The sequence below is a fragment of the Arsenophonus sp. PmNCSU2021_1 genome (assembly GCF_036919435.1).
Classification (GTDB): domain Bacteria; phylum Pseudomonadota; class Gammaproteobacteria; order Enterobacterales; family Enterobacteriaceae; genus Arsenophonus; species Arsenophonus nilaparvatae.
Genome location: NZ_JAZHPL010000006.1, coordinates 382,927 through 395,283 on the forward strand (window position 1 = coordinate 382,927; position 12,357 = coordinate 395,283).

Consider the following 12,357-nt stretch of genomic DNA (forward strand, 5'->3'; position numbering starts at 1 on the left):
TAAAGTGAGATACAATAGTGGTATGTTTTATTTCGGTCAAATTTGAATTGTTTTACGAGGCAAATTGACTTTTTATTATATCATAGTAGCGGGTTGATTTATGAGTGTGAATAGCGATGCTCAAGAAAGCGGACGTAGTTTTGATGTAGCAAAATGGGCATTAGTCGCGATTCTTTTAGTTATTGCTATTGTTGGTAATTATTATTTCCGACAATACAATCTTGCATTACGTGTCATAGCAGTTGTTGCTATTGCCGCGCTTGCTGGTGGCATTGCATTGTGGACAGCAAAAGGAAAAGCAACTTTAGCATTTGCTCGCGAAGCTCGTATTGAAATGCGTAAAGTGATTTGGCCAACGCGCCAGGAAACATTACAGACAACATTAATTGTTGCGGCAGTTACTGCCGTTATGGCACTAATTCTTTGGGGATTAGATGCTATACTGGTGCGTTTAGTTTCATTTATTACAGGCCTGAGGTTCTAAGATGTCTGAATCCCCTAAAAAACGCTGGTATGTTATTCAAGCATCTTCTGGTTTTGAAGCTAGAGTTGCCCAGTCATTGCGTGAACATATCAAGTTGCATGATATGGAAGATAAGTTTGGTGAAGTGATGGTGCCAACCGAAGAAGTTATGGAAATTCGAAGTGGCCAACGTCGTAAAAGTGAACGAAAATTCTTTCCAGGATATGTTTTAGTTCAAATGACTATGGATGATGCTAGCTGGCATTTAGTGCGCAGTGTACCACGTGTTATGGGTTTTATTGGTGGTACACCAGATCGCCCAGCTCCTATTAGCGACAAAGAAGTTGATGCGATTATGAATCGCTTGCAGCAAGTAGGGGATAAGCCGCGACCCAAAACACTGTTTGAGCCAGGAGAAATGGTTCGTGTTAGTGATGGTCCATTTGCAGATTTCAACGGTGTGGTTGAAGAAGTTGATTATGAAAAGAGCCGTCTTAAAGTATCGGTTTCTATTTTCGGTCGTGCAACACCGGTAGAATTAGATTTTAGTCAAGTAGAAAAAGTGTAATACACTTGACAACTTGCTAAAGGCGGGAAATTTAGCTACAATTTCGCGCTTTTATTTTTTATGGTCTGAAAATTGCACAGGTCATTATATATACAGGGGAGCTTGATAATTGAAGCGACATTACCCAATTAGAGGAAATATGCATGGCTAAGAAAGTACAAGCCTATGTTAAGCTGCAAGTTGCAGCAGGCATGGCTAATCCTAGTCCTCCTGTTGGTCCGGCTTTGGGTCAGCAAGGTGTGAATATCATGGAATTTTGTAAAGCGTTTAATGCTAAGACAGATAGCTTAGAAAAAGGCTTGCCAATTCCAGTTGTAATTACTGTCTATTCAGACCGTTCATTTACATTCATAACCAAGACACCACCTGCCGCGGTATTACTTAAAAAAGCAGCGGGTGTTAAATCAGGTTCAGGTACACCAAATAAAGAGAAAGTTGGTAAAGTAACCAGCGCACAAATTCGTGAAATTGCTGAAACTAAAGCTGCGGATATGACAGGGGCTGATATTGAAGCGATGATGCGTTCAATTGAAGGTACTGCTCGTTCCATGGGCTTGGTGGTGGAGGTTTAATCAATGGCTAAACTAACCAAGCGTATGCGCAATATCCGTGAAAAGATTGATGCAACTAAACAATATGATATTACTGAAGCAATTACACTCTTGAAAGAATTAGCGACGGCTAAATTTGTAGAAAGCGTTGACGTTGCAGTTAATCTTGGTATTGATGCACGTAAATCTGATCAAAATGTTCGTGGGGCAACTGTTTTGCCGCATGGTACCGGTCGTTCTGTTCGTGTTGCGGTATTTACTCAAGGAGCAAATGCTGAAGCTGCAACAGCTGCTGGAGCTGAATTAGTTGGTATGGAAGAACTGGCTGATAAAATTAAAAAGGGTGAAATGGACTTTGATGTTGTTATTGCTTCGCCAGACGCAATGCGCATTGTTGGCCAGTTAGGTCAGATTTTAGGACCTCGTGGCTTAATGCCAAATCCTAAAGTTGGTACAGTAACGCCTAATATCGCTGAAGCGGTTCAAAATGCCAAAGCTGGTCAGATCCGTTATCGTAATGATAAAAACGGTATCATTCATACCACTATCGGTAAAGTTGATTTTGACGATAGTAAATTAAAAGAAAACCTTGAAGCACTATTGGTTGCGTTGAAAAAAGCAAAACCCTCTTCTGCTAAAGGTGTTTATATTAAGAAAATTAGCCTATCTACCACGATGGGAGCAGGAGTTGCTGTTGATCAAGCAGGATTATCTGCGTCAGCATAATTTTTGAGTATTATTTTTAGCTTTACCTTTGTGTTAAATTTGTATAGAATTTTGCGCCTTATGTTTGCTATTTCTATTTTAAACAGAAAAATAGCAAACGCTGAATTTAGGTTGGTGCCTGGCCTTATCCAGGCCCCGTCCAAGACCGTAGGTGTAAGTGATTACTTAATATCCTACGTAGACGGTGACAGAGCCACTAAGATTAATTTCTGTATTCTGCTCACCGTATTTAACGCTCAAACATATGGGATGTTTTGAGTGATGTGAGTCCCGGGGTAACCCGGTTAATCCAGGAGCAAGAAGCTAATGGCACTAAATCTTCAAGACAAACAAGCGATTGTTGCTGAAGTCAGCGAAGTAGCCGAAGGTGCGCTGTCTGCAGTTGTCGCGGATTCTCGTGGTGTAGCTGTAGATAAAATGACTGAACTGCGTAAAGCAGGTCGCGAAGCAGGTGTTTATCTGCGTGTTGTTCGTAATACGTTGATGCGCCGTGTTGTTGAAGGTACTGCTTATGAGTGCCTCAAAGAAGCGTTTATTGGTCCAACCTTGATTGCTTTTTCTAATGAACATCCGGGCGCAGCATCTCGTTTGTTTAAAGAATTCGCGAAAGCGAATCCAGCATTCGAGATTAAAGCAGCAGCCTTTGAAGGAGAGCTTATCCCAGCGAATCAAATCGATCGTTTGGCAACTCTTCCAACTTACGAAGAAGCAATTGCGCGTCTGATGTCAACCATGAAAGAAGCCTCTGCAGGTAAGTTGGCTCGCATTATGGCGGCACTACGCGATCAGAAAGAAGCTGCTTAAAGCTATTTCCGTTGTTGCTTTTTAACGTATAAAATATTTCTGAATTTTAGGAATCCTTGTTATGTCTGTAATAACTAAAGAACAAATTCTTGATGCAGTTGCAGAAATGTCTGTAATGGACGTTGTTGCACTGATCACTATGATGGAAGAGAAGTTTGGCGTTTCTGCTGCGGCAGCAGTCGCAGTTGCTGCACTAGGTGCAGCTGAAGCAGTTGAAGAAAAAACTGAATTTGATGTTATCTTGTCTGCTATTGGTGCTAACAAAGTTGCGGTTATTAAAGCTGTTCGTACAGCAACTGGCTTAGGACTAAAAGAAGCTAAAGAAATGGTAGAATCAGCGCCAGCAACAATTAAAGAAGCTGTAAGCAAAGACGAATCTGAAACATTGAAGAAATCGCTGGAAGACGCGGGTGCTTCTGTTGAAGTTAAATAAGCTTTGCTTTAAGTTGGCAGCCTAATTTTATAGGCTGACGGCTGGTGATTTTTTAGTCACCAGCCTTTTTGCGCTATAAAGTGTATTAGGGTATCAGTAATATTTCACACTGTTTAGTTACTGAGTGATCCTTTCAATGCTTTTTGCTATTGACGACTTAATATACTGCGTTTGTGACTCTGACAATTAAAGCTTGGTAGTTATATAATGCAATGAAATGATTTAAGAGTAATAGCAATAAGTATTATGGAAAATAATCTGTTTTCCGTTCCAAAAAATAGTGTTGCAGATGCTGTCCTTTAGGACGGACAGAGTGGGCCACTGATCAGCAAGCTGAGGAACCCTATGGTTTACTCCTATACCGAGAAAAAACGTATTCGTAAGGATTTTGGCAAACGTCCGCAAGTCTTGGATGTTCCTTATCTTTTATCTATCCAACTTGACTCGTTCGCTAAATTTATCGAGCAAGATTTAGAAGGTCAGAATGGGCTGGAAGCAGCATTCCGTTCTGTATTTCCAATTCAAAGCTACAGTGGCAATGCTGAATTGCAATATGTTAGCTATCGTCTTGGTGAACCTGTATTTGATGTTAAAGAATGTCAGATCCGTGGTGTCACTTATTCTGCTCCTTTACGGGTTAAGCTACGCCTTGTTATTTACGAGCGTGAAGCACCAGAAGGCACAGTAAAGGATATAAAAGAGCAAGAAGTTTACATGGGTGAAATTCCACTCATGACAGATAATGGTACTTTTATTATCAATGGTACAGAGCGTGTTATTGTCTCTCAATTACATCGCAGCCCTGGTGTATTTTTTGATAGTGATAAAGGTAAAACCCATTCTTCAGGTAAGGTATTATATAATGCACGCATTATTCCTTACCGTGGTTCATGGTTAGATTTTGAATTTGATCCTAAAGATAATCTTTTCGTTCGTATTGATCGCCGTCGTAAATTACCGGCGACCATTATTCTACGTGCGATGGATTATGGTACCGAAGAAATCCTCAATCTCTTTTTTGAGAAAACGATTTTCCAAATCAGTGATAATAAACTGTTGATGACGTTGATACCTGAACGTTTACGTGGTGAAACGGCTTCTTTTGATATTGAAGACAACGGTAAAGTCTATATTGAAAAGGGCCGCCGTATTACTGCACGTCACATTCGTCAGCTAGAAAAAGACCAAATCAGCAGTATTGAAGTACCTGTTGAGTATATTGCTGGTAAAGTGGTAGCTAAAGATTACATTGATGAAAGTACCGGCGAATTAATCTGTACAGCTAATACAGAGCTTTCTCTGGATATGTTGGCACGTCTAAGTCAAGGCGGTCATAAAACCATTGAGACCTTATTTACTAATGACTTAGATCATGGTGCATATATTTCAGAAACCTTGCGTACTGATCCAACAAATGATCGTTTAAGTGCATTAGTTGAAATTTACCGTATGATGCGTCCAGGCGAGCCACCTACCCGCGAAGCGGCAGAAAATCTGTTTGAGAACTTATTCTTTTCTGAAGAACGTTATGCTCTTTCCGCTGTAGGGCGCATGAAATTTAATCGCTCACTAGATCGTGAAGCAATTGAAGGCTCAAGCATCTTAAGTAAACAAGATATCATTGATGTGATGAAAAAACTCATTGGTATTCGTAACGGTAAAGGTGAAGTTGATGATATTGACCATTTAGGTAACCGTCGTATTCGTTCGGTTGGCGAAATGGCTGAAAATCAGTTCCGTGTTGGTTTAGTGCGAGTTGAGCGTGCGGTTAAAGAGCGTTTATCATTAGGTGATTTAGATGCATTAATGCCTCAGGACATGATTAACGCGAAGCCTATTTCTGCTGCGGTTAAAGAGTTTTTTGGTTCCAGCCAATTATCGCAGTTTATGGATCAGAATAACCCACTGTCTGAAATCACACATAAACGTCGTATTTCAGCATTAGGGCCAGGTGGATTAACACGTGAACGAGCTGGCTTTGAAGTTCGTGACGTACATCCAACGCACTACGGACGTGTATGTCCAATTGAAACACCTGAAGGACCAAATATCGGTTTGATTAACTCATTGTCTGTCTATGCACAAACCAATGAGTATGGTTTTTTGGAAACGCCTTATCGTTTGGTACGAGATGCTATCGTTACTGATGAAATTCATTATTTGTCAGCGATTGAAGAAGGTAACTACATCATTGCTCAGGCGAATACTGTTTTAGATGATGATGGTCGGTTTGTTGAAGAATTAATCACTTGCCGTAATAAAGGTGAATCTAGTTTATTCAGCCAAGATCAAGTGGAATATATGGACGTTTCAACCCAGCAGGTTGTTTCTGTTGGAGCTTCATTAATTCCATTCCTTGAGCATGATGACGCAAACCGTGCATTGATGGGCGCGAACATGCAACGTCAGGCGGTACCGACGTTACGCTCAGATAAACCATTGGTTGGAACGGGTATGGAGCGTGCCGTTGCTGTTGACTCTGGGGTAACAGCGGTAGCTAAACGTGGTGGTACCGTTCAGTATGTTGACGCTTCACGTATTGTTATCAAAGTTAATGAAGATGAAATGTATCCTGGTGAAGCCGGCATTGATATCTATAATCTGACTAAATATACGCGTTCTAATCAGAACACTTGTATTAATCAAATGCCATGTGTTTCGCTCGGTGAACCGATTGAACGCGGTGATGTTTTGGCTGATGGACCATCGACTGATTTAGGTGAATTGGCGCTTGGTCAAAATATGCGCGTGGCGTTCATGCCCTGGAATGGTTACAACTTTGAGGATTCTATTTTGGTATCTGAACGAGTGGTACAGGAAGATCGTTTCACCACCATTCATATTCAGGAATTAGCTTGTGTATCGCGTGATACTAAGTTAGGGCCAGAAGAGATTACGGCAGATATTCCTAACGTAGGTGAAGCTGCATTATCTAAATTGGATGAATCAGGTATTGTTTATATCGGTGCTGAAGTAACGGGCGGCGACATTCTGGTTGGTAAGGTAACACCCAAAGGTGAAACGCAATTAACGCCAGAAGAGAAATTGTTGCGCGCCATTTTTGGTGAAAAAGCTTCTGATGTTAAAGATTCTTCACTGCGGGTACCAAATGGGGTATCAGGAACGGTTATTGATGTACAAGTCTTTACCCGTGATGGCGTAGAGAAAGATAAACGTGCGTTAGAAATCGAAGAAATGCAGCTTCGTGATGCGAAGAAAGACTTAACTGAAGAGTTGCGTATCTTTGAAGCAGGTCTATTTGCCCGTATCCGAGCAGTACTAACTAATGGCGGTATTGAAGGTGAAAAACTGGATAAATTACCCCGTGAACGTTGGTTAGAATTATCCTTAAAGGATGAAGAAAAACAAAACCAGCTAGAGCAATTAGCTGAGCAGTATGATGAGCTGAAAGCCGAATTTGAGAAGAAGCTAGAGGCTAAACGTCGTAAGATCACTCAAGGTGATGATTTAGCGCCAGGCGTATTGAAAATCGTTAAAGTTTATTTGGCAGTAAAACGCCAAATCCAACCGGGCGATAAAATGGCCGGTCGGCATGGTAACAAAGGTGTTATTTCAAAAATAAACCCTGTTGAAGACATGCCTTACGATGAAAGTGGTAACCCTGTTGATATCGTTTTGAACCCACTGGGCGTACCATCACGTATGAATATTGGTCAAATTCTGGAAACCCATTTGGGGATGGCAGCTAAAGGTATTGGTGATAAAATCAATGCCATGCTGAAACAACAGCGTGAAGTAGCCAAATTGAGAGAATTTATTCAGAAAGCTTATGACTTAGGAGATGATCCTCGTCAAAAAGTTGATCTCAGTACCTTTTCTGATGAACAAGTTCTGCGGTTAGCACATAATTTGAAGAAAGGTATGCCAATTGCGACACCGGTCTTTGATGGTGCAAAAGAAAAGGAAATCAAAGAACTATTGACTTTAGCTGAGTTGCCGACTTCCGGTCAGATTACATTGTATGATGGTCGTACAGGCGAGAAATTTGAACGTCAGGTGACAGTTGGCTATATGTATATGCTAAAACTGAATCATCTTGTTGATGATAAAATGCATGCACGTTCAACAGGCTCCTATAGTCTGGTTACTCAACAACCGTTGGGTGGTAAAGCACAGTTTGGTGGTCAGCGTTTTGGTGAGATGGAAGTTTGGGCTCTGGAAGCATATGGCGCCGCTTACACCTTGCAAGAAATGCTTACCGTTAAATCCGATGATGTGAACGGACGTACTAAGATGTATAAAAACATCGTAGACGGCAACCATCAGATGGAACCAGGGATGCCGGAGTCTTTCAATGTATTATTGAAAGAGATCCGTTCGCTGGGTATTAACATCGAACTGGAAGACGAGTAATAAGTGATGTTGTAAAGCTTAGTCGCGACTAAGCTTTACAAATTGTTACACTGGGTTTAGGAGGAAGTGGTTAAAGCCGCTTCCTAGCAGGTTTAACTCCGACAGGAGCCATTCCGTGAAAGACTTATTAAAGTTTCTGAAAGCACAGACTAAAACAGAAGAGTTTGATGCGATCAAGATTGCTCTGGCCTCTCCAGATATGATCCGTTCATGGTCATTTGGTGAAGTGAAAAAGCCAGAAACTATTAACTACCGTACGTTCAAACCTGAGCGTGATGGTCTTTTCTGTGCACGTATTTTCGGGCCAGTTAAAGATTATGAATGTTTGTGTGGTAAATATAAACGATTAAAACACCGAGGTGTGATTTGTGAGAAATGTGGTGTTGAGGTTACTCAGACTAAAGTGCGTCGTGAACGTATGGGTCATATTGAGTTGGCTTCACCGACAGCACATATCTGGTTTTTAAAATCATTACCGTCACGTATTGGTTTGTTACTTGATATGCCTTTGCGTGATATTGAGCGGGTACTCTACTTCGAATCTTATGTTGTGGTCGAAGGGGGTATGACAAGCTTAGAGCGTGGACAAATCTTGACTGAAGAGCAATATCTTGATGCTTTGGAAGAGTTTGGTGATGAATTTGACGCTAAAATGGGTGCAGAAGCTATCCAATCTTTGCTAAAAAATCTCGATTTGGAGCAAGAGTGTGAAGTGCTACGTGAAGAGTTAAATACAACTAACTCTGAAACTAAGCGGAAGAAATTGACTAAGCGTATCAAACTGCTAGAAGCGTTTATTCAGTCTGGTAATAAGCCTGAGTGGATGATCCTGAATGTACTACCGGTATTACCGCCGGATTTGCGTCCGCTTGTTCCGCTAGATGGTGGTCGCTTTGCAACTTCTGATTTAAATGATTTATATCGTCGCGTTATTAACCGTAACAATCGTTTAAAGCGTCTATTGGATTTGGCTGCGCCTGATATCATTGTACGTAATGAAAAACGAATGCTACAAGAAGCGGTTGACGCACTGCTGGATAATGGACGTCGTGGACGTGCGATTACTGGTTCGAATAAACGTCCGCTGAAATCTTTGGCCGATATGATCAAAGGTAAGCAAGGTCGTTTCCGTCAGAACTTACTGGGTAAGCGTGTTGATTACTCAGGTCGTTCTGTTATCACGGTTGGTCCTTATCTTCGCCTGCACCAATGTGGTTTGCCGAAGAGAATGGCATTAGAATTATTTAAGCCATTTATTTATGGTAAATTGGAATTACGTGGATTAGCGACAACGATCAAAGCAGCCAAGAAGATGGTTGAGCGTGAAGAAGCTGTCGTCTGGGATATTCTCGATGAAGTGATTCGTGAACATCCGGTGATGCTAAACCGTGCTCCAACGCTGCATCGTCTTGGTATTCAGGCGTTTGAGCCTATTTTGATTGAAGGTAAAGCAATCCAATTACACCCACTTGTGTGTGCTGCTTATAACGCTGACTTTGACGGTGACCAGATGGCTGTTCACGTCCCGTTAACTTTAGAAGCGCAGTTAGAAGCGCGTGCCTTAATGATGTCGACAAATAATATTTTGTCGCCAGCCAGTGGTGAACCTATCATAGTACCTTCTCAAGACGTGGTACTTGGTTTGTACTATATGACACGTGATTGTGTAAATGCTGAAGGTGAAGGCATGGTATTGTCTGGCCCGAAAGAAGCTGAGCGGGTTTACCGTGCAGGCTTAGCATCATTACATGCTCGCGTTAAAGTCCGTATTACAGAAGAAGTCCGTGATGGTGAAGGTAATGTTGAGGTTGCAACTCAGTTAGTTGATACCACAATTGGTCGCGCTATCTTATGGATGATTGTACCTAAAGGCCTGCCATACTCATTGGTTAATCAGCCGTTGGGTAAAAAAGCAATTTCTAAAATGCTTAATACTTGTTACCGTGTTTTAGGTTTAAAACCAACCGTTATCTTTGCCGACCAGATCATGTACACCGGTTTTGCTTATGCAGCTCGTTCTGGTGCTTCTGTTGGTATTGATGATATGGTAATACCGGAGAAGAAAGCCAGTATTATTGCTGAAGCTGAAGCTGAGGTTGCTGAAATTCAAGAACAGTTCCAATCAGGTCTGGTTACTGCGGGCGAACGTTATAACAAAGTTATTGACATTTGGGCTGCGGCTAATGAGCGTGTCGCAAAAGCGATGATGGAGAATTTATCCACAGAAACCGTTGTTAACCGTGATGGCCAAGACGAACAACAAGTTTCGTTTAACAGCATCTTTATGATGGCTGACTCTGGAGCACGTGGTTCTGCCGCACAGATCCGTCAGTTAGCGGGTATGCGCGGTTTGATGGCGAAGCCAGATGGTTCAATTATCGAGACACCGATCACCGCTAACTTCCGTGAAGGTTTGAACGTATTACAATACTTCATTTCAACTCACGGTGCACGTAAAGGTCTAGCCGATACCGCCTTGAAGACAGCAAACTCAGGTTATTTAACCCGTCGTTTAGTTGATGTTGCACAAGATCTGGTTGTCACTGAGGATGATTGTGGTACCCACGACGGTATTTTAATGACACCAGTTATTGAAGGTGGTGACGTTAAAGAACCTTTACGCGAACGTGTCTTGGGTCGAGTCACCGCGGAAGATATATTAGTACCTGGTACAGCGGACATTTTAATACCGCGTAATGCCTTATTAAGTGAAAAATGGTGTGATGAACTGGAAGCTAACTCTGTTGATAGCGTAAAAGTACGCTCTGTTGTAAGTTGTGAAACTGACTTCGGTGTTTGTGCGAAATGTTATGGACGTGATTTAGCGCGGGGTCATATCATCAATAAAGGTGAAGCTGTTGGTGTTATTGCTGCTCAATCAATCGGTGAGCCTGGCACACAGTTGACAATGCGTACATTCCATATTGGTGGTGCGGCATCACGTGCTGCTGCGGAATCGAGTATTCAGGTACGTAACAAAGGTAATATCAAACTAGTTAATGCTAAGTTTGTAACAAATTCTGAAGGTCACTTGGTTATCACTTCTCGTAATACAGAATTGCGAGTGGTAGATGAATTTGGTCGAACCAAAGAAAGCTATAAAGTTCCTTACGGTGCACACCTGAATAAAGGTGATGGTGATGGCGTTAATGGTGGTGAAACCGTTGCTAACTGGGATCCACATACTATGCCGGTTATCAGTGAAGTTGCGGGTATTATTCGTTTCTCTGATATGGCAGATGGACAATCTATTATACGTCAGACAGATGAACTAACGGGTTTATCATCAATTGTTGTGCTCGATACAGCTGAGCGTACTGCGGGTAGTAAAGATTTGCGTCCTGCATTGCGTGTTGCTGATGCGAAAGGCAATGATGTATTAATTCCGGGTACTGATATGCCAGCGCAATATTTCTTGCCTGGTAAAGCGATTGTTCAATTGGATGATGGTGCAACAATTAATATTGGTGATACCTTAGCTCGTATTCCACAAGAATCGGGCGGTACTAAGGATATTACTGGTGGTTTACCACGGGTTGCTGATCTATTCGAAGCACGTCGACCAAAAGAGCCAGCTATTTTGGCTGAAATTAGCGGTATTATTTCTTTTGGTAAGGAAACTAAAGGTAAGCGTCGCCTAGTTATCACACCGATAGATGGTGATGATGCATACGAAGCAATGATCCCTAAATGGCGTCAGCTTAATGTCTTTGAAGGTGAGCGAGTTGAGCGTGGTGATGTGATTTCTGATGGCCCGGAATCACCGCATGATATTTTACGTTTGCGTGGAGCGCATGCTGTTGCTCGTTATATCACCAATGAAGTCCAGGAAGTTTATCGTCTACAAGGCGTTAAAATTAACGATAAGCATATTGAAGTTATCGTTCGTCAGATGTTACGTAAAGTAACAATTGTTGATGCTGGTAGCTCTGAATTCTTGGAAGGTGAACAAGTAGAGTATGCACGCGTTAAAGTAGCGAATCGTAAATTAGAGCAAGATGGAAAAGTGCCTGCTACCTTCAGTCGTGATCTGCTAGGTATTACCAAGGCGTCTCTGGCGACAGAGTCCTTTATCTCAGCAGCGTCATTCCAGGAAACAACACGTGTGCTTACCGAAGCTGCGGTGGCTGGAAAACGTGATGAACTTCGTGGTTTGAAGGAGAACGTCATTGTTGGCCGTCTAATTCCTGCCGGTACAGGCTATGCATATCATCAAGATCGGATGCGTCGTCGTCATATGGTTAATGAACCTGTTGAATCATCACAAGTTAGCGCTGATGAGGCAACGGCTAATTTGGCAGAATTGCTAAATGCGGGTTTTGGTAACCGAGACCATGAGTAATGCAGCTTGATCTGTAAAAAATGCCCTCATAACGAGGGCATTTTTATAGCTATATTATGGAGAAAATTAAATAATGACACGCTGTCGTTTTATTAC

General features: G+C 41.9%; 8 protein-coding genes. All 8 read left to right on the top strand.

What is annotated here, in order from left to right; all coding sequences use genetic code 11:
- The first annotated feature begins 100 nt into the window (after positions 1–100).
- The 8 genes from secE to rpoC all read left to right on the top strand — a co-directional run bounded on the left by secE (position 101) and on the right by rpoC (position 12,261).
- Positions 101–484, top strand: coding sequence for a preprotein translocase subunit SecE (secE, locus tag V3224_RS14875; protein ID WP_334471417.1), 384 nt, complete (start codon positions 101–103; stop codon positions 482–484).
- A gap of 1 nt (position 485) precedes the next feature.
- Complete coding sequence (nusG, locus tag V3224_RS14880; protein WP_334471419.1) at positions 486–1,031, top strand: transcription termination/antitermination protein NusG; 546 nt, start codon at positions 486–488, stop codon at positions 1,029–1,031.
- Positions 1,032–1,174: 143 nt separating this feature from the next.
- Positions 1,175–1,603 (top strand): 50S ribosomal protein L11, encoded by a 429-nt coding sequence (gene rplK, locus V3224_RS14885; RefSeq protein ID WP_334471421.1) that lies wholly within the window; start codon positions 1,175–1,177, stop codon positions 1,601–1,603.
- A gap of 3 nt (positions 1,604–1,606) precedes the next feature.
- Positions 1,607–2,308: a 50S ribosomal protein L1 gene (gene rplA / locus V3224_RS14890; protein ID WP_032116419.1), complete on the top strand. Its 702-nt coding sequence runs from the start codon at positions 1,607–1,609 to the stop codon at positions 2,306–2,308.
- 306 nt (positions 2,309–2,614) lie between these two features.
- Positions 2,615–3,112, top strand: coding sequence for a 50S ribosomal protein L10 (gene rplJ / locus V3224_RS14895; RefSeq protein ID WP_334471424.1), 498 nt, complete (start codon positions 2,615–2,617; stop codon positions 3,110–3,112).
- 61 nt (positions 3,113–3,173) lie between these two features.
- Complete coding sequence (gene rplL, locus V3224_RS14900; RefSeq protein ID WP_334471426.1) at positions 3,174–3,545, top strand: 50S ribosomal protein L7/L12; 372 nt, start codon at positions 3,174–3,176, stop codon at positions 3,543–3,545.
- Positions 3,546–3,890: 345 nt separating this feature from the next.
- A complete protein-coding gene (rpoB, locus tag V3224_RS14905) occupies positions 3,891–7,919 on the top strand; it encodes a DNA-directed RNA polymerase subunit beta (protein WP_334471428.1) in 4,029 nt (1,342 codons plus the stop codon).
- A 115-nt stretch (positions 7,920–8,034) separates the two neighbouring features.
- The gene (rpoC, locus tag V3224_RS14910) at positions 8,035–12,261 is read left to right on the top strand and encodes a DNA-directed RNA polymerase subunit beta' (protein ID WP_334471430.1); all 4,227 of its coding nucleotides are present in this window, start codon (positions 8,035–8,037) and stop codon (positions 12,259–12,261) included.
- Positions 12,262–12,357: the final 96 nt, after the last annotated feature.

Bases quoted from the DNA above. Each gene is read 5' to 3' on its own strand.
- secE (WP_334471417.1), top strand. From the start codon at position 101: ATGAGTGTGAATAGCGATGCTCAAGAAAGCGGACGTAGTTTTGATGTA.
- rplJ (WP_334471424.1), top strand. From the start codon at position 2,615: ATGGCACTAAATCTTCAAGACAAACAAGCGATTGTTGCTGAAGTCAGC.
- rpoB (WP_334471428.1), top strand. From the start codon at position 3,891: ATGGTTTACTCCTATACCGAGAAAAAACGTATTCGTAAGGATTTTGGC.
- nusG (WP_334471419.1), top strand. From the start codon at position 486: ATGTCTGAATCCCCTAAAAAACGCTGGTATGTTATTCAAGCATCTTCT.
- rplL (WP_334471426.1), top strand. From the start codon at position 3,174: ATGTCTGTAATAACTAAAGAACAAATTCTTGATGCAGTTGCAGAAATG.
- rplA (WP_032116419.1), top strand. From the start codon at position 1,607: ATGGCTAAACTAACCAAGCGTATGCGCAATATCCGTGAAAAGATTGAT.
- rplK (WP_334471421.1), top strand. From the start codon at position 1,175: ATGGCTAAGAAAGTACAAGCCTATGTTAAGCTGCAAGTTGCAGCAGGC.